Source organism: Lebetimonas natsushimae, from assembly GCF_002335445.1.
In the GTDB taxonomy this organism is placed as follows: Bacteria; Campylobacterota; Campylobacteria; order Campylobacterales; family Nautiliaceae; genus Lebetimonas; species Lebetimonas natsushimae.
Window position 1 is genome coordinate 180,003 of the sequence record NZ_BDME01000001.1, and the last position, 20,463, is coordinate 200,465.

General features: G+C 31.4%; 25 protein-coding genes. 18 read left to right on the forward strand and 7 right to left on the reverse strand.

Annotation, left to right across the window (positions count from 1 at the left end; genetic code table 11):
• Nucleotides 1-23 precede the first annotated feature (23 nt).
• The 7 genes from hsrA to LNAT_RS01085 are packed head-to-tail and all read left to right on the forward strand — an operon-like array spanning nucleotide 24 to nucleotide 5,488.
• Nucleotides 24-692: a homeostatic response regulator transcription factor HsrA gene (gene hsrA, locus LNAT_RS01055; protein WP_096258078.1), complete on the forward strand. Its 669-nt coding sequence runs from the start codon at nucleotides 24-26 to the stop codon at nucleotides 690-692.
• 1 nt (nucleotide 693) lies between these two features.
• Complete coding sequence (locus LNAT_RS01060) at nucleotides 694-951, forward strand: YfhL family 4Fe-4S dicluster ferredoxin (RefSeq protein ID WP_096258079.1); 258 nt, start codon at nucleotides 694-696, stop codon at nucleotides 949-951.
• Nucleotides 951-2,405 carry a Ppx/GppA phosphatase family protein gene (locus LNAT_RS01065; protein WP_096258080.1) on the forward strand — a complete coding sequence of 485 codons (1,455 nt, stop codon included), beginning with the start codon at nucleotides 951-953 and terminating at the stop codon, nucleotides 2,403-2,405. Before LNAT_RS01060 ends, LNAT_RS01065 begins: the two co-directional genes overlap by 1 nt.
• Before the next feature lie 3 nt (nucleotides 2,406-2,408).
• Nucleotides 2,409-2,882, forward strand: coding sequence for a hypothetical protein (locus LNAT_RS01070; protein ID WP_096258081.1), 474 nt, complete (start codon nucleotides 2,409-2,411; stop codon nucleotides 2,880-2,882).
• Entirely contained in the window at nucleotides 2,869-3,951 is a 1,083-nt protein-coding gene (locus LNAT_RS01075; RefSeq protein WP_096258082.1) for an NAD(P)/FAD-dependent oxidoreductase, read from the forward strand. The genes LNAT_RS01070 and LNAT_RS01075 overlap by 14 nt, the downstream gene beginning before the upstream one ends.
• 42 nt (nucleotides 3,952-3,993) lie before the next feature.
• Nucleotides 3,994-4,755, forward strand: coding sequence for an ABC transporter ATP-binding protein (locus tag LNAT_RS01080; protein ID WP_096258083.1), 762 nt, complete (start codon nucleotides 3,994-3,996; stop codon nucleotides 4,753-4,755).
• 34 nt (nucleotides 4,756-4,789) lie between these two features.
• Nucleotides 4,790-5,488 carry an ABC transporter ATP-binding protein gene (locus LNAT_RS01085; RefSeq protein ID WP_096258084.1) on the forward strand — a complete coding sequence of 233 codons (699 nt, stop codon included), beginning with the start codon at nucleotides 4,790-4,792 and terminating at the stop codon, nucleotides 5,486-5,488.
• 70 nt (nucleotides 5,489-5,558) lie between these two features.
• Here the strand turns inward: LNAT_RS01085 and LNAT_RS01090 are convergent, their stop codons facing one another.
• The 3 genes from LNAT_RS01090 to LNAT_RS01100 are packed head-to-tail and all read right to left on the reverse strand — an operon-like array spanning nucleotide 5,559 to nucleotide 7,729.
• Complete coding sequence (locus LNAT_RS01090; RefSeq protein ID WP_096258085.1) at nucleotides 5,559-6,440, reverse strand: 3'-5' exonuclease; 882 nt, start codon at nucleotides 6,438-6,440, stop codon at nucleotides 5,559-5,561.
• Nucleotides 6,421-7,074 carry a hypothetical protein gene (locus tag LNAT_RS01095; RefSeq protein WP_096258086.1) on the reverse strand — a complete coding sequence of 218 codons (654 nt, stop codon included), beginning with the start codon at nucleotides 7,072-7,074 and terminating at the stop codon, nucleotides 6,421-6,423. Before LNAT_RS01095 ends, LNAT_RS01090 begins: the two co-directional genes overlap by 20 nt.
• Nucleotides 7,067-7,729: a DNA-binding transcriptional response regulator gene (locus LNAT_RS01100; RefSeq protein ID WP_096258087.1), complete on the reverse strand. Its 663-nt coding sequence runs from the start codon at nucleotides 7,727-7,729 to the stop codon at nucleotides 7,067-7,069. The genes LNAT_RS01095 and LNAT_RS01100 overlap by 8 nt, the downstream gene beginning before the upstream one ends.
• 105 nt (nucleotides 7,730-7,834) lie before the next feature.
• Here LNAT_RS01100 and LNAT_RS01105 point away from each other — a divergent pair, with 105 nt between their 5' ends.
• Genes LNAT_RS01105 through LNAT_RS01135 form a run of 7 tightly spaced genes read left to right on the forward strand, consistent with a single transcriptional unit; the run spans nucleotide 7,835 to nucleotide 11,874 of the window.
• Nucleotides 7,835-8,182: a ferredoxin-thioredoxin reductase catalytic domain-containing protein gene (locus LNAT_RS01105; protein WP_096258088.1), complete on the forward strand. Its 348-nt coding sequence runs from the start codon at nucleotides 7,835-7,837 to the stop codon at nucleotides 8,180-8,182.
• Nucleotides 8,169-8,891, forward strand: a complete 723-nt coding sequence (locus LNAT_RS01110) for a ferredoxin-thioredoxin reductase catalytic domain-containing protein (RefSeq protein WP_096258089.1) — start codon at nucleotides 8,169-8,171, stop codon at nucleotides 8,889-8,891. Before LNAT_RS01105 ends, LNAT_RS01110 begins: the two co-directional genes overlap by 14 nt.
• A gap of 1 nt (nucleotide 8,892) precedes the next feature.
• Nucleotides 8,893-9,186 carry a hypothetical protein gene (locus tag LNAT_RS01115; protein WP_096258090.1) on the forward strand — a complete coding sequence of 98 codons (294 nt, stop codon included), beginning with the start codon at nucleotides 8,893-8,895 and terminating at the stop codon, nucleotides 9,184-9,186.
• Between the two features lie 20 nt (nucleotides 9,187-9,206).
• Nucleotides 9,207-9,530, forward strand: a complete 324-nt coding sequence (locus LNAT_RS01120) for a hypothetical protein (protein ID WP_096258091.1) — start codon at nucleotides 9,207-9,209, stop codon at nucleotides 9,528-9,530.
• A gap of 8 nt (nucleotides 9,531-9,538) precedes the next feature.
• On the forward strand, nucleotides 9,539-9,874 hold the full coding sequence (locus LNAT_RS01125) for a rhodanese-like domain-containing protein (protein WP_096258092.1): 336 nt from the start codon (nucleotides 9,539-9,541) through the stop codon (nucleotides 9,872-9,874).
• A 9-nt stretch (nucleotides 9,875-9,883) separates the two neighbouring features.
• On the forward strand, nucleotides 9,884-11,629 hold the full coding sequence (gene ciaB, locus LNAT_RS01130; protein ID WP_096258093.1) for an invasion protein CiaB: 1,746 nt from the start codon (nucleotides 9,884-9,886) through the stop codon (nucleotides 11,627-11,629).
• A 2-nt stretch (nucleotides 11,630-11,631) separates the two neighbouring features.
• Nucleotides 11,632-11,874 (forward strand): hypothetical protein, encoded by a 243-nt coding sequence (locus LNAT_RS01135; protein ID WP_096258094.1) that lies wholly within the window; start codon nucleotides 11,632-11,634, stop codon nucleotides 11,872-11,874.
• 3 nt (nucleotides 11,875-11,877) lie between these two features.
• Here LNAT_RS01135 and LNAT_RS01140 read toward each other — a convergent pair whose 3' ends face one another.
• The 4 genes from LNAT_RS01140 to LNAT_RS01155 form a co-directional block, all read right to left on the reverse strand.
• Complete coding sequence (locus LNAT_RS01140; protein ID WP_096258095.1) at nucleotides 11,878-12,465, reverse strand: HdeD family acid-resistance protein; 588 nt, start codon at nucleotides 12,463-12,465, stop codon at nucleotides 11,878-11,880.
• 73 nt (nucleotides 12,466-12,538) lie between these two features.
• Complete coding sequence (locus LNAT_RS01145; protein ID WP_096258096.1) at nucleotides 12,539-13,960, reverse strand: ArnT family glycosyltransferase; 1,422 nt, start codon at nucleotides 13,958-13,960, stop codon at nucleotides 12,539-12,541.
• Complete coding sequence (locus LNAT_RS01150) at nucleotides 13,947-15,167, reverse strand: saccharopine dehydrogenase family protein (RefSeq protein ID WP_096258097.1); 1,221 nt, start codon at nucleotides 15,165-15,167, stop codon at nucleotides 13,947-13,949. The genes LNAT_RS01145 and LNAT_RS01150 overlap by 14 nt, the downstream gene beginning before the upstream one ends.
• Complete coding sequence (locus tag LNAT_RS01155; protein ID WP_096258098.1) at nucleotides 15,164-16,357, reverse strand: saccharopine dehydrogenase family protein; 1,194 nt, start codon at nucleotides 16,355-16,357, stop codon at nucleotides 15,164-15,166. Before LNAT_RS01155 ends, LNAT_RS01150 begins: the two co-directional genes overlap by 4 nt.
• Nucleotides 16,358-16,426: 69 nt before the next feature.
• On the opposite strand from LNAT_RS01155, the gene LNAT_RS01160 reads away from it, so the two are divergent.
• The 4 genes from LNAT_RS01160 to LNAT_RS01175 are packed head-to-tail and all read left to right on the forward strand — an operon-like array spanning nucleotide 16,427 to nucleotide 20,435.
• On the forward strand, nucleotides 16,427-17,314 hold the full coding sequence (locus tag LNAT_RS01160) for a carbon-nitrogen hydrolase (protein ID WP_096258099.1): 888 nt from the start codon (nucleotides 16,427-16,429) through the stop codon (nucleotides 17,312-17,314).
• Nucleotides 17,314-19,194 (forward strand): transporter substrate-binding domain-containing diguanylate cyclase, encoded by a 1,881-nt coding sequence (locus LNAT_RS01165; protein ID WP_096258100.1) that lies wholly within the window; start codon nucleotides 17,314-17,316, stop codon nucleotides 19,192-19,194. The genes LNAT_RS01160 and LNAT_RS01165 overlap by 1 nt, the downstream gene beginning before the upstream one ends.
• Nucleotides 19,191-19,832, forward strand: coding sequence for a ribulose-phosphate 3-epimerase (gene rpe, locus LNAT_RS01170; RefSeq protein ID WP_096258101.1), 642 nt, complete (start codon nucleotides 19,191-19,193; stop codon nucleotides 19,830-19,832). The genes LNAT_RS01165 and rpe overlap by 4 nt, the downstream gene beginning before the upstream one ends.
• On the forward strand, nucleotides 19,833-20,435 hold the full coding sequence (locus LNAT_RS01175) for a phosphoribosylanthranilate isomerase (RefSeq protein WP_096258102.1): 603 nt from the start codon (nucleotides 19,833-19,835) through the stop codon (nucleotides 20,433-20,435). It begins immediately after the preceding gene.
• The last annotated feature ends 28 nt before the right edge of the window (nucleotides 20,436-20,463 follow it).

Consider the following 20,463-nt stretch of genomic DNA (forward strand, 5'->3'; position numbering starts at 1 on the left):
AGCTTTTTTGTTAAAGGAGATTTATGAGAATTTTAGTTGTCGAAAAAGATGAAACATTAAACCATTTAATAGTAAAAGCCCTCAATGAATCCGGATATAAAAGTGATTCTGCCTATACTGTCAAGGATGCTAAATATTTTTTAGATGTCAGGCATTATAATCTTGTAATAATAGATACGGATTTTGGACTTAGCGAAGTTTTTAAATTTATTAATTTTGCCAAAGACACCTATCCTTTAATAAAAATTATTTTAATCTCAAACGATATGTCGATTGAAACTGAAATTAAATGTTTAAAAATGGGGGCTGATGATTATATAAGAAAACCAATAAACTTTGATTTGTTAATAGCGAGGGTAAATGTAGCCCTTAGAGCTGGCAGGGAATCTCAGATAAAAATAAAAGATTTGGTTATTTTAAAAGATGAAGAAAAAATAATTTATAAAGATAAAGAGACATATCTCAAAGGAAAATCTTTTGAGGTTTTTATGCATTTGGCAAGGTATCCCAATCAGGTAATTTCAAAAGAACAGCTTCTTGATGCAATTTGGGAAGAACCGGAACTTGTAACCCCGAATGTAATTGAAGTTGCTATAAATCAAATACGTCAAAAGGTTGACAAAGTTTTTAAAATTGATACAATAAAGACCATTCGCCGAAGAGGCTATAAATTTTGTTATCCAAAGGAGTGATATGTCATTAAAAATAACAGAAGAATGCATTGCTTGTGATGCATGCGTTGATGAATGTCCAAACGGTGCAATAGAGGCTGGTGAGCCTATTTATGAAATAGACCCGGACCTTTGTACAGAATGTATAGAATATGGGGGAGAACCCCAGTGTGTACAGGTTTGCCCTGTAGATGCGATTGTGCCGGATCCTGATAATGTTGAAAGTGCGAAAGAACTAAAATTGAAAGCGGAACTTATCCATAAGGGTGAAGAAGAGTAATGGCAAAAATTACCGCTGTTATTGATATAGGTTCTAATTCCGCCAGAATGGCCGTTTTTAAAAAAACGAGCCGTTTTGGCTTTTATCTTTTAAGGGAAGAAAAAAGCCGTGTCAGAATCAGTGAAGGTGCTTATGAAAACGGAGGTAATTTACAGGATTTTGCTATTAAAAGAGCTTTGTATGCCCTAAAAGAATTTCTTTTAATAGCAAAATCCTTAAAAGTCCGTAAAATTTTAGCAGTTGCAACGTCTGCGGTTAGAGATGCCCCGAATAAAGCCGAATTTTTAAAAGAGGTAAGAAAAATTGGTATAAATCTTAAAGTTATTGATGGAGAAAAAGAGGCTTTTTTCGGAGGAGTTGCCGTTGCCAATCTCCTTTATAAAGAAAACGGGGTCAGTGTGGATATAGGAGGTGGAAGCTGTGAACTTTCACTTATCAGAAATAGAAAAGTGGAAAAAACCGCTACCCTTCAGTTAGGGACAGTGAGATTAAAAGAGCTTTTTTTTGACAAAAAAAATATTGCAGGTGCAAAAAAATATATAAAGTCAGAATTAATTAAATTAGATAAAAATTTTAAAGATAATACTGTATTCGGTATAGGTGGGACCGCCAGGGCTTTGGCACAGGTTATAATGAAAAAAAATGAATATCCCCTTGACATTTTGCACGGATTTACATATTCAAATAAAGAGCTTGAATTTTTGGAAAATCTTATTTATAAAAATGATGAAGAATTATTAAAAGTGGGAATCAAACCCGAAAGACTTGACGTTATTAGACCCGGGATTTTAACATTTGTGGAAGTTATTAAATATTTAAAAGCCAAAGAAATTGTAACAAGCGGTGTGGGCGTTAGAGAAGGGGTTTTTTTAAGTGATTTATTAAGAAACGATAATTTAATGTTTCCCAAAAATTTCAATCCTTCAGTCAGAACTATTATAGATGTTTATAATATAAATAGAAAAACAGCTTCATATGAGACAAAAATAGTTTTAAATTTATTTGATTTGTTAAAAAACGATTTTAAACTGGATGAAAAATACAAAAAACATCTCACATATGCGATTAAACTTTCACGTGCAGGGGAGCTTATAGATTTTTATGAAGCCCATAAGCATACGGATTATATTTTACTTAATGCCTTGCATTATGGATTTTCCCATAAAGACAGACTTTTAATTTCAAAAATAATCAGGTTTCATAAAAGAAAAAAAATTAAAAAAAGGGAAGTTGAAAAATTTAAAAATTTACTTCCTAAAAAAGAAATTTTAGAAAAACTGTGCAATATTTTTTTGGTTGCAAAAATTGTTAACCAAAATTTATCTATGCCTGAAATTAAAATAAAAAAAGAAGGTAAAAAAATTATAATAGAAGGTAAAAATTTATATCTTGCAAGTGAAAAAATAAAAACAAAGAAACTTTTTTTTGAAATTAACATCATAAATAAAGGCTGAAAAATGAAAAAAATTCTTTTAATTTTACCTTTGGTTTTTGTGGGATGCAGTCTTACCAATGCTCCTGCCAAAGTAAAAGAATTTACCAAATGTTATGTTCATAAAATTCCTGCACCTTTTTGGGTATGTTATGAAACAAATTTTATGAGTGTTGGAAAAGTGCATACCAAAAAAAATACAAGACTTGCCGAACAGGAGGCATATGCCGTGGGTATGAAAAATTTAAGTGAAAAAATTTTGATTAAAACCAAAGAATTTTTAAGAAAGTTAAACTGTAAAGACAAAAGTGTTTTGGCAAAAGTAAAATCTTTTGTTATTACAAATGCCGTTAGTGACGGTACATGGTATGATAAAAAAACTCAGATTTTATATGTAAAAGTTGTTGTAGATAAAAATGAATTTAAAAATTTTCTATTTAATTCCCTTAAAGGATATGATAAAAAAGTTTTAGAAGCGGCTTTTAATGAAAGTTTTTGATTTTGTGGTAATAGGGGCTGGAATAGCAGGATTTTTGAGTGCTTATAGACTTAAAGAATTTAATACACTTCTTATAGATAAAAAAGGTATACTTGAAGGTGCAAGCGGGGCTGCAGGGGCATTTTTGTTTCCAAAAATAGGGTTTGACAGTTCTTATACTAGATATATTAACAATTCTATAATCGAAGCTTTAAAATTTTATAAAAATTTAGATATTGATACCCATACAAAGGGGGTTCTTCTTTTGCCCCGCGATGATAGGGATATAGAAAAATTCAAACAATATGAAAAAGAAATAAGACTTCCTTTTAAAAAGTTAAACGGAGGATTTTTTTTTGATATAGGTTCGATAGTTGAAGTTGATGAGGTCAGAAAAAAAATAAAAGTGAATTTTAAACAAATTGAAGTTAAAAAAATAGAATTTAAAGATGATATCTGGATTATTAATGATGAAATAAAAACAAAAAATGTAATTTTGGCAACCGGTTATGAAAAAATTGTCGATATTCCATATATTAACATCAGACCTGTGTGGGGAGAGAGAATTGAGTTAAATGGAAAATCTAAAACGGATAATGAAAAATTGGATATTTATTATCATAAAAACTGTTCATTGGCTTTTGTAAACAATAAATTTCGAATCGGGGCAACCCATAAGAGAAACTGTTTGGAATGCAGGGAAAATTTAGAAGAAGCTGAATATTTAATTAAAAAAGCAAATGAAATTATGGAAATAAGCGGTGAAATAGTATCCATTAAAGGGGGTCAGAGGGCTGCAAGTGTTGATTATTTTCCTATAGTTGGTAAAATTATAGATGTAGATAGGACTCTTTTGGAAAATAAACATATTGTAAAAGGTGAAATGCCTAAAAAAATTTTTTATAAAAAGGGTCTTTATATTATTAACGGAATGGGGGGAAGAGGATTTTCTAATGCGGTAAGTGCTTCGCAAATGTTAAAAGAAGTGATTTTAGAAAGTAAAGAAAGTATTTTGGACTCAAAAAGACTTTTTGTTAAATGGGCGAGACGTGAAGGGGAGAGATATTTAAATGAAAAGTTAAAAGTGTAAGTGAAAAATGGAGAATTTAGAATGAAAATATAAAGGAAAAAAATGTTAAAAATAGATAAAGTTACGAAACAGTTTGGTGGTGTTGTTGCTATAAAAGATGTAACTTTTCATGTGAAACCAATGGAAATTTTTGCCCTTGTAGGTCCAAACGGTGCAGGTAAAACGACTCTTTTTAACATTATAACAGGGGCATTTCCTCCTACAAGCGGACATGTTTATTTTAAAGATGAGGAAATTACAGGGCTTAAACCTAATGAAATTGTAAAAAGAGGTATTGCAAGAACTTTTCAAAATATCAGACTTTTTAATTCTATGAGTGTGCTTGAAAATGTTTTAATAGGATTTCATAACCATATAGAATATAATTTTTTTGAAGCCCTTTTCAGGGTGCCTAAATTTTTTAAAGAAGAAAAAATTCATAAAGAAATGGCAATGGAGATTTTAAAATTTCTCGGAATTGATGAGTATGCAGATATTAATGCTAAGGCGCTCAGTTATGGAAATCAGAGAAAAGTGGAAATAGCAAGGGCTTTGGCGACCGAACCTGATTTGCTTTTGCTTGATGAACCGGCTGCCGGGATGAATCCAAAAGAAACGGAAGAACTTGCAAACACTGTTTTTAAGTTAAGGGAAATTAAAGAAAAAACAATTCTTTTTATCGAACACGATATGAAATTTGTCCAAAAAATAGCAGACAGAGTAATGGTACTTGATTACGGTAAAACAATTTTTGAAGGAAAACCAGCCGATATGATGAAAGACGAACAGGTTATCAAAGCATATCTCGGGGATATTGAAGTTTAATTTAATGGATAATGTAAAATAAAAAAGGATTGAGATGCTGAAGGTTAAAAATTTAAAAGTAAAATACGGCGTAATTGAGGCGGTTAGAGGAATTAATTTTGAAGTAAGGGCGGGTGAAATTGTTACAATTATCGGAGCCAACGGCGCCGGTAAAACTTCAACCCTTAATGCTATTTTTAATTTGGTAAAAAAAGAGGGGAGTGTAGAATTTGTAGAAGCAGATATTTCCCGTCTTGCAACTCATCAGATAGTAAAAAGAGGGCTTGCTTTAGTACCTGAGGGCAGAAAAATTTTTATCAATTTAACAGTTGAGGAGAATTTAAAAATCGGTGCATATTTAAATGATGAAAATTTTGAAAGACTAAGAGACAGAATATATGATATATTCCCTAGGCTTAAAGAAAAAAGAAATAATTACGGGGGAAGTCTAAGCGGAGGTGAGCAGCAAATGCTTGCAATTGCAAGGGCGCTTATGAGTGAGCCTAAAATGCTAATTCTTGATGAGCCAAGCCTTGGGCTTGCTCCTATTATTGTAAAAGATGTTTTTGAAATTTTACTTAAACTGAATAAAGAAGAGGATGTGACAATTTTACTTGTGGAACAAAATGCAGGGGCTGCCCTTAGAATTGCAAACCGAGGATATGTAATGGAAAACGGACTTCTTGTAATGGAAGATCAAGCAAAAAATCTTCTTGAGAGTGATGAAATTAAGAAAAAATACCTTGGAGGGTAAATTTAATGGATAATTGAAAATTGAGAATGGATAATTGATTTTTTTAATTTTCCATTATACATTGTGCATTTTACATTTTATTAAGTATTTCCCCAATTCTTTTTCTCATTCCTTTGCTCATTTTCATATTGTGATAAGCCCAAGAAAGATAACTAATATCAATTTCCGCCACATCTTCAACGAGCATTCCTTTATATTTTCCAAAAGCAAACCTGTATTCAGGCTGTTCTTCCATATTTGCCAAATGGTGTTCAATGGAATATTTCAAATCCGGTTCCAAATCGGCACTTTCAAGTATAAATTCTATATAATCCGGGTCTTTTATAATGACTTCTTTAATATCTTTAAATTTATGTTTGCCCGTGTAAAATTTATCATATAAAATAGGCTCTTGTGTAAGTTGAACAAGTTCTTCAACACTTTTGTTAAATTCTTTTACAAGATATTCAAAAAGAAGTGTTAAAACAACAACATCCCCCAGAGCATCGTGGGCGTTAATTGTAATATTATATTTTTCGCATATTTCTTTTTCTTTTTTATAAAGCCCCAATGCGTATCGGTTATATTGAAGTGAATATTTACTATCTTTTATTAAATGTTTTAAAATCCTGAAAGTATCAATTATTTTAAAAAATGGGTTAAAATTTTCTTTTTTCAACATATTTAAATCAAATTCGGCATTGTGAATTACCACAATATTTTCGGGAGAGTTTAGCTCTTTTAGTCTTTTAAAGGCTTTTGTATGTTTTAATCTTGGTTTGTCCTCCACCATTTCGTTTGTTATGTGGTGGACCGCCATAGCTTCAAAAGAAATTGGCATTCCTGGATTTGCCAGGTCATTATGTATTTCTTCAATTTCAAGATTTTCATTCATTACAATATAGCTTAGTTGAATTATTTTATCCTCTTCTTTATTTCCCGTAGTTTCTGTATCAAGCAGTATTATTTTCATTTATTTCCTTAATAAGTGGTATTTTTATACTGTATCCGTTTTGTGAATTTTCAATTTCAAAAAAATCTGATTTAATTTTTTTAAACGGCTTTGTAATTATATCAATTTGGGCAAGGGGGTATTTTTTGTTATCTATTTTTATGTATTCTCCCACTATAATTTTAGAAGATATTTTTGCACTTTTAGAATTTTCTAGCATTTCAAAAATAATATTTAATAATTCTTTTTTGTTTAAATAGATTTCAGGAATGGAAGGGTCGTAAAAAGTGTCAATATTAATGCCTTTAAGATTTAAATATTCTTTTACAAATTCAAGCAGCATTGAAAATTTGACTTTTTCCAGATTATGCAGGGTTAAATTCTGCTTTTCGGTATTTATAAAAAACCTAACTCCAAGTTTTTCCTCATAAAAACCTATTGAATATCCCATAAATTCAAATTTATCAAATTTTATTTCTTTAAATTCCGTTTTTATGCCATTATTTGGGGCGTTTTTAATAGCAAATTCAAAAACTTCTTTTTTATTAATATAAGAGAGAAATATTTCAGCTTCCTGGTTGCAGTAAATAATATTTGATTTGTAATCAAATACAATAAAAGGGTTTATGTCATATTCAATCCAGAATTTAAACACCTAAAGCCTTCATTTTTTTTGTAAGAGTAACCCTGTTAATTTTTAGTTTTTCGGAAATTTTAAGTTTTGAGCGGTATTTCTCTTTCATTGCCGTAAATAGGTTTTTTTCAAAAAGGTTTATCTCCTCTTCATATGTTGAATGTTCATTTTTTAAAATCTCTTTTAAAATTTCATATATTTCATTTTTGTTTGGTTTTAACATTTCTTTGTAAATCTGTCTTTTTAATGAGTTTAAATTTTCAGAGATATCCGGATTTTTTATAATAATATTTTTATTTATTTTAAGCTCTTCTTTTGCTTTTTTGGTAAAATACTCTATAAAAAATTCTATATCCTCCGGATGTTCTTTGAGGGGTTTTAATTCAATTTCAATTTCAAAATATTTTCTAAAAACAGATCTATTTAAGGGTTTTGAACCTGTTGCAACCATAATTGGAAAATTTGTATTCGGAATTAGATTTTCATCAAAATTTTCTATTATGCATGGATGATTGGGATTAATTTTATTAATTATCGCGTTTGGGGCAATGTATCTGGCAAGGGTTGTTTTACCGACACCCCTTTCACCCCATATATATACGTTTAAATTAAGCTCCCTTGCCATTGATGCCAAATTTTTAATTTTTTTAAGATAATCTGAATTTGTTAAAAACATTTACACCTTTTTGATTAAAATTATAGCAAAATTTAAAAAGATAAAATTTATCTTTTTTTGATTTTTTTTACAAATTTGATAAAATAAATAAAAAAAGGAGAAGCTATGCTTCAACCAAAAAGAACTGATGTGGATATGAACAGTGAAGAATTTAAAAAAGAAGAAGAAAAAACAAAAAAATTTGTTGAAAAAGTAGTTAAACAGTTTGGATGGTGTATAACTCCAAATAAAGAAGTATACGATGCCATCGTAATGGGTTTAACCAGAAATAAACTTATGTTTGGTAAAAGATACTGTCCTTGTTTTATTCCAATGGGTGATAAAGAAGATAGAATCTGTCCTTGCAAACCTGCAATTGGTCATGAAGTGAATGAGGGGTGTTGTCACTGCGGAATTTTCTGTAATCCTGAGAAATGTGAAGAAATGAAAAAGGAGCTTAATGAAAACAGTTGATTTAAATTCTGAAGAGTTTCAGGAAGAATTTTTAAAAACGGAAAAGTTTGCCCATAAAACTGTAAAACATTTCGGATGGAGATTTAATCCCGAGGAAGATGTAGTTGAGAGGGTTTTAAAAGGGCTTACAAACAATAAAATACTTTATGGAAAAAGATTTTGCCCCTGTTTTCCGGTTGTTGAAGAAAATGGTAAATATAAAAGCGTAGAGGATAGAATTTGCCCTTGTCCTCAGGCTATTAATGAAGAAATTCCAAATGAGGGAAAATGTCACTGCGGGATATTTTGCAGCGAAGAATATATAAAAAATTATAAAAAAGAAAAAAAAGAAATAGAAATAGAAGGTTTAAGTGTTACTGAAGTAGAAAATATTTTAAAGAAAGATCAAATCTTGGGAGAAGAACTTGTAATTCTGCTAAAAGCCAGAGATGAAGGGCTTGCTAATTTTAAACTTATTGATATAAGAGAACCGTTTGAAAATCAGATGATGAGAATAAAAGGGACTGATAAACTGCTTCCAATCAGCAAGGTTCAGTGGGAGCTTGATGAGTGGATGAAATTAAAGAATGAGAGAATTATAATTTACTGTCATGTAGGAAGCAGAAGCGGATATTTACAAAGGGCACTTCAAAGCCAGCTTGGATTTGAAAAAGTGGGTAACTTAACATACGGTATAGCGGATTATCCCGGTGAAATAGAAAGAGGGTAAAATGTATGTTTTAGGAATTCCGATTAAAAATGAAATATGTGTGCCAAGTAAAGAGGCAGAAAAATTTGCAAAAGTGTTTGTAAAAAACGGCGCTGTAGAAAAAATAGAGTATGTGGAAAATAGAGATGGTTTAGTAGGGGCGGTTCATTTTTTTATAACTCCAAAAGAAGAATTTGTTTTTGATTTTATAGAAGCCGGGGCAGAACCGCTTATGACTCCTAGAGTTGAAATGAGTATTAATGATATAGTTGATGCATTTTTATTTAAAGAACTTTATTCATATGGAAGTATTTAATTATTAATGGATAATGGAAGATGGATAATAGAAAATTAAAAGTTATTGAAACCGTTATTAAAAGTCTCTCAGGTAATGATGAGGTTAGAGTTGGGACTACAAATCAAGAATTTTTTGGAGAATTGCTTGAAGGCGATTTTAATTATAAAAGATATTTTCATTATATTATCATTGATAAAAAAATAGATATAAAACCTTTTTTCAGGGCTCTTAGAAACGGGGGATATATTCTGTCCCTTGTAAAATATGATGAAAATTATCTTCATGATATAGGATTTTCTGCAATTAGTGAGATTGAGGATATTCAGATAATTAAAAAAGTTCATTCCTGGAATGATTTTTAAGGAGAAAGATGTTTAATAAAGAAAATATCAGTTCAGATGAATTAATTGAGCTTTTAGAAAATAGAAAAAATGGAAAAATTGATTTTAAACTTATAGATATAAGAGAACCACATGAAAATGAAGTGGCAAGAATTAAAGGTACTGATGAACTTTTGCCAATTACCAAGTTTCACAGAGATAAAGAAAAATGGCAAAAATTATTAAATGAAAATATAATAATTTATTGTCGAACCGGTAACAGAACTTCTCATCTTCAGGAATATATACAAATAATGTTTAATAAAACTATACCGCATTTAAGTGAGGGTATTACAGGATTTAATGGTGAAATAGAACAAAATTAAAGGAAGTAAATGTTTTTGGAAAAAGCGTATGAAATTGTTAGAAAAAGAGATGAGAAAATAAATGGTTATTTTAAAAAATGTCCGGATGATATGAGGGCTTTGTTTGAAGAAATTTTAAAAACCCTGAATTTGGAAATAAATGAAGACAATCTGCTGGCCCTAAAAAAAAGGTTTTTTCATTTAAGGGAAGATGCAATTATAAATCTTCTCAAAAAAGTAAATCTTAGCAAAGAGGATATAAAAGAAATTCAGCTGGATTTGTATGAACTTACCAAAAATTTCTGGATAAAAGAGCATGAAAAACTGATAAATGAGCTTGCACCTTTTATAGGCCCTTTTTATACTGAAATTTTAAGAGGTGTGCATAAAATCGGTATTTCTTTTTCTGCATGGCAGCCTCACTGGACAAAACATGTAATTCACACAATAAATGAAGAACTCTCACTTGAATTTGGCGGGGATGAAGCAAAAGTAATGACTTTTTTGCTTGAAAATGACCTATTAAAGGAAGAGGAAGACAGAACTTACAGTGTTTTGGTAAAAACCCAAAACGGATATATTGTAAAAACATATGCAGAAGTTTTTGAAGAAGAAGTAAATGAAGCGGTCAGGGCTGTAGACGAGCTTATTGTAAATCTTGAAAAGCTTGAAAATGAAAAAAAGGTTGAGTGGATTTTATATTTTAACGCCTTAAAAACTGCGCTTCTTGAGAGAAACAGAAGTGAGCTTATAAAAAGATGGGCAAATGTTGACAGAATTTGGATGGATATAGATTCTCCGATTCAGGTTGGACATCCTCTTGAATATTATGAGGATAAATTCCGTAAAGCCGTGGCGCTTGAGCTTGATGTAAGAATTAAAAATCCCGAAATTAAAAGTACTGTAAAAGAAAATATCGTAAAAATGTATAAAAAATACTGCTCCGATACTAAACTTTTGGAAAACGCCCTAAAAAATATTGAAAGAACCAAGCTTTTCATTTCAACTCCTGCTACATTTTACGGGGCTGAATTTAACGGACTTTTTTCAGCTCAGGTTGTGCCAAATGATGAGAGTGTAAGTCGTGAGAAAGGAAAAAAAATATTTGCTTTTGTAGATAAAGTTTATGAGGATATAAAAGCCAGACCTAAAATGGCTCTTAGTTATGAAATATTCGGCAGAGATTTTATGGATAAATTTTATAAAAACTTGGAAAACAAAGAAAAATTTGTAAAAGTTTATGACATTACAACAATAGGTCACGAATTCGGACATATTTTATGGGTGGATGAAGGAACTGAGGCTAAAATGAATAAAAGCGGAATGTTTAAAAATGTAGAGGAATTTAAAGCCACCACCGGCGGACTTATGGCGTTTTTTGAAAATGAAGAAAATGATTTAATTGAGGCTGTTTTGGAAGATGTCATAAAAAGGGCTGTCGGATTGATTTCATGGATGGAGGTTGATGAAGTGCTGCCTTATTATATTGAGGGGCTTATTCATTTAACAGGACTTTTTGAAAATGAAATAATTTCTTTTAACGGTAAAAGTTTGGAATATAATTATTCAAATTATGAAAAGTTAAAAAACTGGTATAAAAATACATATTTAGATTTGGCAAGGCATTATGTAGAAAAAAAAGATGCAAAAGAATTCTTGGATAAACTGGTATATAAAGATAAAAACTTTTATCCCCTTAATAAAAAAGCCGATGAATTTGTAAGATATTATTACAAAAGATATGGTGAAATCGGGGAGAAAATTTATAAAGGTTAAATATGAAACTTGATCTAAGCGAAGAGAATATAAAAAAATTGAATGAAAAATGTCAAAATCAGGATAAACATTTATATGAATTTTTAAAAGATGAATTTCCTAAATTAAGCACTGAAGAGAGATTAAAATATCTTGCAACGATTTTAAATGATTTTTTTGAAGATTATGAGTTTGATGAAAAAGCACCTCGCCATAAGGAAGACGGATATTCAATAGTTAAATTTTGGCCTAAGAAAAAGGCCTGAATTTTAGCTGTTCTGTGTATTTGTCTGAGCGTTGTCAGAGCCGTTGTCATAAGCCCCTTTTTTAGCCATCCATCCAAGATACATAAGAACTATACCGTCCATAAGGAAACTTACACCCACAACGATCCCTACTGTTACAAATGAACTAAACGGCCATCCGATTACCATAATAACACCTAAAATAAAGCTAAGCATACCGTTTAATAAAGATAACCACCAACCTTTTAGCGGTTTTAAATCCATAGCTACACCAAAACTTGCAAATGCGTCAACAAAAAAGTATGCTGCAAAAAGTATTGCTACAGCCGCAACACCACTTCCAGGCCATATTAAAAGTAAAATACCTGTAATTAAAAGCATTAATGCTTTAAACCATGCACTTAAACTTTTTGTATGTGCTTTAAATGTGGTGTAAAGCTGAACAAGACCGGCTGCTGTAAATAAAGCGCCTAAAAAAATGACAAACGCCAGACTCCCCGCTACTGGTTTAATTATTGCAAGTATTCCTGCTATTGCCATTAAAACACCTGCAATAATGGAAAGTGTGCTAAACTCTTTTAATTTCTCTTTTTCTATTCTGTTAATAAACATTCACCCCTCCTTAAATTTTTTATAATTATACATCTTAATTAATCAAAAGTCAATATAATTTAGTAAAATCAACTCAATATCCTTTAAATCTCTTCATAAAGAAGACTTTATATGTCCTGTTAAAATCCGGATATAAAGGAACATTTATCACTGTAATCAGTTTTGAATTTTCAAAATATTTTTTAGCCTGATTCTCTTTGGTAACATAAATATAACTTTTACCAATTTTTAATTTTGTATCCATATCATATTGGTTTTTTATTTTTCCGTTTGGATTAAACATTACCGCATTAAATGCATCAGGTCTTAAATAATAAATCATTTCGGCCATTAAAACTCTATCATCAAACATTAGGGGATAATTATATTTTTGGACTATTGGCTTTAATTTTTTAGCAACCTCATTCCATCCCAAAACTCTTTTAAAAGGGTCTTTTTTTGAAGTTAAGGTAATATTTAGCATTTTTGTAATATCGTGATAATGATAAAATAAAACCGCTGCAATTAAATTTATCGCAATTCCTATTTTAATTAAGTTGATTTTATGTTTTTCAATTAAATAAGCGATTACCAAAACTGTACCTGCAATATACGCGGCACTTGCCCAGTTTGCAAAAGCCCTGCTTAAAAATGCCTGAATGGAAATAAATCCCAAAAATACAAATGCAAATGAATATAATAATTTATATCTGCACTCTTTAAAACAAGGTTTTACCGCCAGATATAATAAAACTCCGAAAAACACAGGGCCGAATACCCCGAACTGGGCCAAGATAAAGTTTAATAGCTTGTCGGGGTGAAAGAGCTTTCTGTTTATTTCGCTTATCTCTTTGGTGTGTTGAAAAGTTATAAAATTGTGATGATAGTTCCAAATTAAATTGGGCAAATATACAGCCGCCGCAATTACCATTGCAATATAGAGATTTCTTTTTTTGAATTCCTCTTTTTTACATAAATACAGATAAATTATCACACTTATTGCAAAAAATATCATATTGTACTTACTAAGTAAACCAAGCCCCCCTGTAATTCCCGCTATTATCCAATAAAGAAGTTTATCCTCTTTTATAGCTTTTATAAAAAAAAGCAAGGTTAAAGAATAAAAAAATAAAAGCACACTGTCCGTTGTGATTGCCATTGAATAAAATGAGACAAGAGGCAGGGTTATAAAAGTAATGCCTGAAAAAAATGCTACTTTTTCATTAAATAGTTCTTTTGCAATTAAAAAAACATTTATTGAAGTTAGGAGATATAAAACAAGAGAGGGTAATTTTATGCATATTTCGCTGTCTCCGCAAATCATGGAAGCCAAATGAATTACCCATGCAATCATAGGGGGTTTTGAATAATAGCCAAAATCAAGGTGTTTTGACCATCCCCAGTAATATGCTTCATCAACATGTAAATCTATATTTACATGATATAAAACAAAAAGACGATAAAGTGTAATTAAAAGGGCAAAAAGAAAAAAATTTTTAAAATTATATTTCGTCAATTGGCAATCCTTCGGTTGGGAGTTCTTCAATAAACCAAGGAAGGCCGTTTTTATTTAGTTCATACATAAATGGCCTTGCTTGAAATTCCTCCATATTTTTAACTCCAGCACTAAACCATGTTTTAGTGGCTATCATTTTAGCTCCAATCATTGCAGGAACCCCTGTTGTATAGCTAACGCACTGGGCCCCGACTTCTCTGAATGCACATTGATGGTCGCAGATATTGTAAATGTAGTATCTTTTCTTTTTGCCGTCTTTATATCCTGTTACCACCACTCCTATATGGGTTTGTCCTTTTGTTCTAGGCCCCAGGCTTGCAGGATCCGGCAACACTTTTTTTAGAAATTCCATTGGGGAAATTTTACATCCTTTACATACTTCAATTGGCTCAATGTTTGTCATCCCGACATTTTGCAAAGCTCTTAAATGCCATAGGTATTTGTCTGAAAAAGTCATAAAAAATCTAGCTCTTTTGATTGACGGAAAATTTTTGGTAAGACTTTCAAGCTCTTCGTGGTAAAGCAAATAGCTTGGATATTCCCCGACTTTTGGATAGTTCCATTTAAAACTAACACTCATTGGTTCAATTTCTTTCCATTCCCCGTTTTCGTAATATTTTCCTTTTTGAGTAATTTCACGGATATTGATTTCCGGGTTAAAATTTGTGGCAAAAGGATATCCGTGGTCTCCTGCGTTACAGTCAAGGATATCAAGAGTTTCAATTTCATCAAGCAGTTCCTGTGCTGCAAATGCTGTAAATACATTTGTAACTCCCGGGTCAAATCCGCTGCCAAGAAGTGCCATTAAATTTTTTTCCCTAAATTCGCTATCTTTTGCCCATTGAAGTTTGTATTCGAATTTGGCCTCATCCGGGTGTTCGTAATTTGCAGTGTCTACATAATGAGCCCCGGCTTTCAGACATGCATCCATTATTGCCAAATCCTGATAAGGAAGCGCAACATTTAAAACAATATCACTGTTTGTATCTTTAATTAATTTTGCTGTTGCATCAACATCCATTGCATCAATTTCAGCCGTTTTTACATTTACTCCCAGTTTTTCTTTAATATCTTTTGCAATAGCGTCGCATTTGCTTTTTGTTCTGCTTGCCAATACGATGTTTTTAAACACATAATCATTCATTGCCGCTTTAAAAGTTGCAACCCTTCCGACTCCTCCGGCTCCGATTATTAACAAATTGCTCATTTTATCTCCTTGATTTTGATAGGTAATCCCTGTTTTTCCATCTCTTCAAAGAAAGGTTTGGCATCAAATTCTTCCACATTTTTGACACCTTCAGCCCACCAGATTTTTTTAGCCATTAATTTGCATCCGATAATGGCAGGAACCCCTGTTGTATAGCTTACGCAGTGGGCTCCAGTTTCAGCAATTGCTTTTTCATGGTCACAGATATTGTAAATGTAGTATTCTTTGTCAATTCCATCTTTTTTACCTCTTACAACTACTCCGATATTTGTTTTGCCTTTATAGTTTTTAACAAGCTCCTGTGGGTCCGGTAAAACTTTTGCAAGAAATTGGAGTGGGGAAATACTGCAGCCTTCGCATATCTCAATAGGTTCTATACTGAACATTCCCACATTTTTAAGCGCATTGAAATGGTAAAGGTACTGGTCGCTAAAGCACATATAAAATTTTGCTTTTTTTAGATTTGGAAAATGTTTTACAATGCTTTCAAGCTCTTCGTGCCAGATCAAAATACTGGTGGCTTCCCCGCATTCAGGGTAAGTGTGTTTAGTCTGGATTTCAAAAGGCTTAGTTGTTTTCCACTCCCCGTTTTCCCAGTATTTTCCTGGAAGATTAAGTTCCCTCAAATTGATTTCCGGGTCAAAATTTGTGGCAAACGCTCTTCCGTGAGAGCCGAAATTACAGTCATAAATTTCAACTTCTTCTATTTCATCAAACAGATAATCAGCCGCATATTTTACCATCACAGAAGTTACACCCGGGTCAAATCCGCATCCAAGAAGCGCCATGGTGTGAGCTTTTTTAAAGTCCCCGTCAAGTGCCCACTGCAAATCGTAATAAGTATCTGGATTGTCTTCTGTTTCCGCAAGAGCTGTATCAAGATAAGCAGCTCCTGTTTCAATACAGGCGTGCATAATTGGCAAATTTTGATAAGGAAGTGCCACATGGCAGACTATATCAATATTTTCTTTTTTAATTAAATTTATAACATTTTCTTTTTTGTTTGCATCAAGAGCATAAGTTTTAATATCAATGTTCAATTTTTCTTTAATGTCTTTTGCAATTGCGTCACATTTACTTTTTGTGCGGCTGGCTATTACAATATTTTCAAAAGTATCTTTATTTTTAGCCGCTTTAAATGCCGCAACCCTTCCGACTCCACCAGCTCCTATAATTAAAAGATTTGCCATAGACATCCTTTTTTCAAATTATAACAAATTGTGTTATAATTAATTCATCAAATAATTTAAGGGATTTTTATGAAAATTTCTTTAATTCAGCAGTCATATAAGGGAAATAAAAAAGATACTGTTGCCAATAGTGTTGAAATGATTAAAAAATCAAATGGGGAACTTGTAATACTGCCTGAATTACATCAAAGCGAATATTTTTGCAAGGGTGAGGATACAAAATATTTTGATCTGGCTGAAAGTTTTAATGAAGATGTGAAATTCTGGGCTGAAATCAGTAAAAAAGAAAACAGGGTGTTAGTTACAAGTCTGTTTGAGAAAGTAATGGACGGAATTTATTATAACACTGCAGTTGTATTTGACAGGGGAAAAATTGCAGGAATTTACAGAAAAACACATATTCCCGATGACCCCGGTTTTTATGAAAAATTTTATTTTACGCCGGGCGATTCAATAGAACCTATTGATACAAGTATCGGAAAACTCGGGGTTTTGGTTTGCTGGGATCAGTGGTATCCTGAACCTGCCAGAATTATGGCACTAAAAGGTGCGGAAATTTTAATTTATCCGACTGCGATTGGATATCTGATGTGTCCGGAAAACAGGGTTGATGAACTTTGTGAAAAAGAAAATACACAAGAGGAAAAAGAAAAAATGAAAAATGCATGGATAAGCGTGCAAAGAGGGCATTCTGTTGCAAACGGGGTTTATGTGGCGGCGGTTAACAGAGTAGGAAAAGAAAAAGACCCATCCGGAGTGCTTGGAGGGATTGAATTTTGGGGGAATAGTTTTGTATTCGGGCCTCAGGGAGAGGAAATTGTAAAAGGTGGTATTAATGAAGAAATCATTGAAGCCGATATTGATTTAAAGGCGGCAAAAGAAATCAGAAAAATATGGCCGTTTTTCAGGGACAGAAGAATAGAACTTTATGGATGTTTAAATAAAAGGTATTGTTAGTGCGGTATTTGATAATATTCTTATTTGGTTTTTTATTTGCAATAGATGTGTATATTCCCGAAAACGCCGTATATTATGCAAATTTTTTTAAAGATAGTGAATTTAAGGTTAAATTTTATAAAAATATAGATAAAATTGATTTGAATAATTCTTTAGCTGTTGTGCCTTTCGGTTTTATTCCGGAAATTTTGAAAAATAACTACAGAATATTGGCTCCTCTTGAGAGGGAAGATGAATATATTGTTTCAAATGTTAAATTAGACAGAATAAAAACAGTGGCTAATCCTACTTTTGCAACTAAAATATTTTTTTCTTCATTAGACAATAATATTATTTTTAAAAAAGCTTCCATTAGGGATTTTTTTAGAAAAAAAATTGATGCAATTGTTTTAAATAAGCCAATTAAAAATTATTATGAATATGATTTAAAATCTTTCGGGCTGGAATTTAATAGATTTTATTTAATTGCTTCTAACGGTTTTATAAATAAAAAATCCGATATGATTGAAGAAACTGTGGAAAATATTGAAGAAAGCCCGTTATTTAAGCCTAATTTAGTCTATAAAAGTTTTATTGTTTCGTCTGTATATTTGAATAAAAAGATAAATTTTGACGAACTGCTTTATGAAAATTATATCGACAATCATATTTCAAGAAAAGTGTTAAAAGTCATTGTAACTCCGAACTGGCCTCCGTTTGATTTTATAGAAGAGAGGGAATTAAAGGGGATAGGAGTCGATTTTTGGAGACTTTTGGCAAAAAAAGCCAATTTGGATTATGAATTTATCCTGGAATCGTATTGGCCTAATGTTTTAAAACAGATCAAAGAAGGAAAAGCTGATATAACCATAAATACGAGTGAAACAAAAGACAGAAAAGAGTATGCGGTTTTCACAAAACCTTATATGAAATTTCCTCTTGCCCTTGTATGTAGGAAAAATGTACAAGAAAATGATATTTATAAATTAAAAATAGGTGTTGGTAAAGATTTTACAGCTGAAAAATTAATGAAAAAACATTATCCTAAAATAAATTTAACTGAGAAAAAAAATACAATTGAGGCTTTAAAAAATGTAGAAAACGGAAAAATAGACTGTGTTGTTGACAGTTTGCCTGTTTTGATTTATTTGGTTAATAAAAACAATATTTTAAATGTCAAATTATATAAAAAATTGCCAATTGATTTTAAATTACAGATTATGATAAGAAAGGATTTAGTTTATTTAAGAGACAAATTAAATGATGCTATTGATAAAATTAGTGATGAAGAAAAAAATACTATTGTCAGTAAATATATCGGTTTAATCGATGAAGAAATAGTTAAGCATAAAAAAGAAAAAATTTTAAATTTATTAATTTTAATTATTCTGATTATTGTAATAGTGATTTTAATTTATAAATATTTCAGGATTCATAAAATAGCAAATTATGATAAATTAACGAAAATTTATAATAGGAATATTTTAAGCAAGGAATTAAAAAAACTGTTAAACCACAGGGGCAGTGTTATTTATTTTGATATCGACCATTTTAAAAATATTAACGATACATACGGACATGAAAAAGGGGATTTTGTTTTAAAAGAATTGGCAAAAATCATTAAAAACAATATAAGAGAAGATGATTTTTTTGGTAGATGGGGAGGAGAAGAGTTTTTAATTATACTTCCTTATACAAGTTATTTTGAAGCTATAATAGTTGCGGAAAAATTAAGAAAAATTATTGAAAGTCATGATTTTGACGGAATAAAGGTAACAAGCAGTTTCGGTGTTACTTATGTAAAAAAAGACGATAATGAAGAAACTCTTTTAGAAAGGGTTGACAGGGCGTTATATGAAGCAAAAAACAGCGGAAGAAATCAGGTAAAAGGAATATTATGAAAGTAGCTCCAAGTATTTTAAGTGCAGATTTTGGAAAACTCTCTGATGAGGTAAAAGCTGTTTGTATTGCAGGGGCGGATTATATCCACTGTGATATAATGGATGGTCATTTCGTTCCGAATATGACAATGGGGCCTATGGTAATCGAGGCGGTAAAGAAAGCTTCAGGTGTGCCTCTTGACATTCATTTTATGGTGGAAAATATACCTTTTTTTATTGATATGTATAAACATTTAAAACCCGAATTTATAAGTTTTCATATAGAAGCTGAAAAACATATCAATAGGGTTATTCAGAAAATAAGAAATGAGGGAATCAGGCCTTCGGTTGTTTTAAATCCGGCAACCCCTCCTAGTTTGCTTGAATACATAATAGAAGATGTGGATATGGTTTTGGTTATGAGCGTAAATCCAGGATTTGGTGGTCAAAAATTTATACCTTCTGCCCTTAGAAAAATATCAGAAATAAGGGAAATGGCCGAGAAGAGAAACCCGTCTCTTTTAATAGAGGTTGACGGCGGGGTAAATGACAAAAATGCACAAGCCCTGCTTGAAGCAGGGGCTGATATTTTAGTTGCAGGAAGTTATGTGTTTAAAAGCGGTGATTATAAAAAAGCAATTGAGAGTTTAAGGGTTTAAATGAGGGTAAAAATCTGCGGTATAACAAATTATGAAGATGCAAAAATTTCCTGTGATGCAGGGGTCGATGCCCTCGGGTTTGTAACTTATGATAAATCTCCAAGGTTTATAAAAGCGGAGGAAATTAAAAAAATTATAAAAAAGCTTCCCCCATTTGTTGTTAAAGCGGTTTTATTTGTAAATACCGCGCCTGAATATGTAAATGAAGTGATGGCATATACGAAAGCGGATATTGCACAGATTCATTTTGATGCCAATAAGGAATTTTTTAAAAAATTAAACTGTAAATATTTAAAAGTAATTCGTGCAAAAGAAAAAAAAGATATTGAAAAATTTAGCGATGAATATAGAATTGTAGATGCTTATGTCCCGGAATACGGGGGCAGCGGTAAGAGAGTGGCGCTTGAATGGTTTGAAGGAAGGGACAATTCCAAAATAATCCTAGCAGGCGGTCTTACTCCCGAAAATGTATTTGAAGCGGGACATTACGGGTTTTACGGTGTAGATGTAAGCAGCGGGGTTGAAAGTGTGCCAGGAAAAAAAGATAAGAAAAAAGTCAGAAGATTTGTAGAGATGGCTAAATATGGAATTAGATGCGGGTAAATTAATGAATAATGTAAAATTGAAAATG

Excerpts from the sequence above, each read along its gene's own strand:
- hsrA (WP_096258078.1), top strand. The coding sequence starts at position 24 with ATGAGAATTTTAGTTGTCGAAAAAGATGAAACATTAAACCATTTAATA.
- LNAT_RS01060 (WP_096258079.1), top strand. The coding sequence starts at position 694 with ATGTCATTAAAAATAACAGAAGAATGCATTGCTTGTGATGCATGCGTT.
- LNAT_RS01065 (WP_096258080.1), top strand. The coding sequence starts at position 951 with ATGGCAAAAATTACCGCTGTTATTGATATAGGTTCTAATTCCGCCAGA.
- LNAT_RS01070 (WP_096258081.1), top strand. The coding sequence starts at position 2,409 with ATGAAAAAAATTCTTTTAATTTTACCTTTGGTTTTTGTGGGATGCAGT.
- LNAT_RS01075 (WP_096258082.1), top strand. The coding sequence starts at position 2,869 with ATGAAAGTTTTTGATTTTGTGGTAATAGGGGCTGGAATAGCAGGATTT.
- LNAT_RS01080 (WP_096258083.1), top strand. The coding sequence starts at position 3,994 with ATGTTAAAAATAGATAAAGTTACGAAACAGTTTGGTGGTGTTGTTGCT.
- LNAT_RS01085 (WP_096258084.1), top strand. The coding sequence starts at position 4,790 with ATGCTGAAGGTTAAAAATTTAAAAGTAAAATACGGCGTAATTGAGGCG.
- LNAT_RS01090 (WP_096258085.1), bottom strand. The coding sequence starts at position 6,440 with ATGAAAATAATACTGCTTGATACAGAAACTACGGGAAATAAAGAAGAG.
- LNAT_RS01100 (WP_096258087.1), bottom strand. The coding sequence starts at position 7,729 with ATGTTTTTAACAAATTCAGATTATCTTAAAAAAATTAAAAATTTGGCA.
- LNAT_RS01105 (WP_096258088.1), top strand. The coding sequence starts at position 7,835 with ATGCTTCAACCAAAAAGAACTGATGTGGATATGAACAGTGAAGAATTT.
- LNAT_RS01110 (WP_096258089.1), top strand. The coding sequence starts at position 8,169 with ATGAAAACAGTTGATTTAAATTCTGAAGAGTTTCAGGAAGAATTTTTA.
- LNAT_RS01115 (WP_096258090.1), top strand. The coding sequence starts at position 8,893 with ATGTATGTTTTAGGAATTCCGATTAAAAATGAAATATGTGTGCCAAGT.
- LNAT_RS01120 (WP_096258091.1), top strand. The coding sequence starts at position 9,207 with ATGGATAATAGAAAATTAAAAGTTATTGAAACCGTTATTAAAAGTCTC.
- LNAT_RS01125 (WP_096258092.1), top strand. The coding sequence starts at position 9,539 with ATGTTTAATAAAGAAAATATCAGTTCAGATGAATTAATTGAGCTTTTA.
- ciaB (WP_096258093.1), top strand. The coding sequence starts at position 9,884 with ATGTTTTTGGAAAAAGCGTATGAAATTGTTAGAAAAAGAGATGAGAAA.
- LNAT_RS01135 (WP_096258094.1), top strand. The coding sequence starts at position 11,632 with ATGAAACTTGATCTAAGCGAAGAGAATATAAAAAAATTGAATGAAAAA.
- LNAT_RS01140 (WP_096258095.1), bottom strand. The coding sequence starts at position 12,465 with ATGTTTATTAACAGAATAGAAAAAGAGAAATTAAAAGAGTTTAGCACA.
- LNAT_RS01150 (WP_096258097.1), bottom strand. The coding sequence starts at position 15,167 with ATGAGCAATTTGTTAATAATCGGAGCCGGAGGAGTCGGAAGGGTTGCA.
- LNAT_RS01155 (WP_096258098.1), bottom strand. The coding sequence starts at position 16,357 with ATGGCAAATCTTTTAATTATAGGAGCTGGTGGAGTCGGAAGGGTTGCG.
- LNAT_RS01160 (WP_096258099.1), top strand. The coding sequence starts at position 16,427 with ATGAAAATTTCTTTAATTCAGCAGTCATATAAGGGAAATAAAAAAGAT.
- rpe (WP_096258101.1), top strand. The coding sequence starts at position 19,191 with ATGAAAGTAGCTCCAAGTATTTTAAGTGCAGATTTTGGAAAACTCTCT.
- LNAT_RS01175 (WP_096258102.1), top strand. The coding sequence starts at position 19,833 with ATGAGGGTAAAAATCTGCGGTATAACAAATTATGAAGATGCAAAAATT.